Raw genomic sequence first — 1,713 nt, 5'->3', positions numbered from 1 at the left:
GGGTGCGGCTCTTCTGAAACGACGGGGTTCGACAAGGAAACAAGAGCTTAGCGAGCTGGTAGCGGGAAAGTTCTGATGACGGGGCCTCACGAGGGGTAGGAAACTTGAGGTGCGAATCTTTTGCCACCTACCCGAGGAGACCCCGTCGATGACATCTTACGCAATCACGGCCAGCGCGATCGAGCACTACGCGGGGGCGCTTGCGCAATTTCAATCTCTTCTGGGCAACCTCGCCGATGAGGAAAACCAACGGCTCACTCACGGTGAGTTGGAGGCGATGGTGCACACCGAAGGCAACGAGTTGTTGCGTCGGCTGATCCAAGGACACTTCGACCAGCGCAGTGTCGAGGAGCCCGTCCACGAGCGCGTGGTGGGCGAGGATGGGGTTGCGCGAACGCATCGGCGCGAAGGCTGCCAGCGGCGCCTGGAGAGCCGCTTCGGGGAGGTCATCGTCACCCGTCGTGGCGACGGAGGACGGAGTCTGGACAGTGTCTTCCCTCTGGATGCACAGCTGAACCTGCCGCCGGACAAGTACTCGCACGGACTGTGCGGGGTGCTGGTGGAAGAGATCGTTGGCGGATCGTTCGATGAGGCGGTCGACCATCTGACGCGTGCCGGTGGCGGGCAGATGGCAAAGCGCCAGGCCGAGGAAGTCGCGGTGCAGCTGAGCCAGGATTTCGATGCCTTTTACAATCAGCCGGCAACAGCGCACCAAGCAGGGTGCGACGAGGGCAAACTCTTGGTGATCACTGCCGATGGCAAGGGCATCGTGATGCATCCCAGTGGTCTGCGCGATGCCACGCGCCGGGCCATGGAGCAAGAGGCACACAAGCAGCAAACACGGCTCAGTCCGGGGGAGAAGAAAAACCGCAAACGCATGGCCACCGTGGCCTCGGTGTACGAAGTCGACCCTTACCCACGCACCCCCGAGCAGATCCTCGACCCCGAACAACAGCCCGCGAGTCAACGACCGCGACCGCAGAACAAACGGACTTGGGCGCGGGTCGAGCCCTCGCAGGGGGCGGTCATCGAGGAGGCTTTTGCGGAAGCGCTACGCCGTGATCCGGATCAGCGGATGTGCTGGGTCGTGCTGACCGACGGGCAAGAAGACCTGCTGCGCCAAGTCGCCGCCAGCGCCAAGCGCTATCAGGTCGAGATCGTCGTGGTCCAGGATTTCGTGCATGTTCTCGAATACCTCTGGAAGGCCGCCTTTGCCCTCCACCCGGACGACGCCAAGGCACGCGAGACCTGGGTGATGGATCGGGCGCGCGCCGTGCTCCAGGGCAAGGCCAAGGACGTGGCGGTGGGTTTGCGTCGCGCCGCCACCCGCAAGCAGCTCGACCAAGGGGCGCGCAAACCTGTCGACAAAGCCGCCGACTACATCGACAACAACAGCGAACGACTCCAGTATGACCGCGCCCTGACGCACGGGCTGCCGATCGCCACCGGCGTCATCGAAGGAGCATGCCGGCACCTGGTCAAGGACCGAATGGATATCACCGGCGCACGTTGGGGCTTGGACCGGGCCGAAGCCATCCTGAAGCTGCGGTCACTGAAGATCAGTGGCGACCTGCCAGCCTACCTGGCGTTTCACTTCGAACAGGAGCAACGGCGCCATTACCCTGGACCGCCGATTCCCGTGGCAGTGCCCGAGGCCGCCTGAAATGGGGCGCACGACAAGTCAATGAGCGCCCCAAGAAATCGGTTCTAACC

General features: G+C 63.3%; 1 protein-coding gene. It reads left to right on the top strand.

What is annotated here, in order from left to right; all coding sequences use genetic code 11:
• The first annotated feature begins 148 nt into the window (after positions 1-148).
• Positions 149-1,663 carry an ISKra4 family transposase gene (locus VBE63_RS28775; protein WP_323686403.1) on the top strand — a complete coding sequence of 505 codons (1,515 nt, stop codon included), beginning with the start codon at positions 149-151 and terminating at the stop codon, positions 1,661-1,663.
• The last annotated feature ends 50 nt before the right edge of the window (positions 1,664-1,713 follow it).

It is taken from the genome of Lamprobacter sp. (genome assembly GCF_034860625.1).
GTDB lineage: Bacteria > Pseudomonadota > Gammaproteobacteria > Chromatiales > Chromatiaceae > Lamprobacter.
This window is presented reverse-complemented; position numbering and strand designations above follow the sequence as displayed.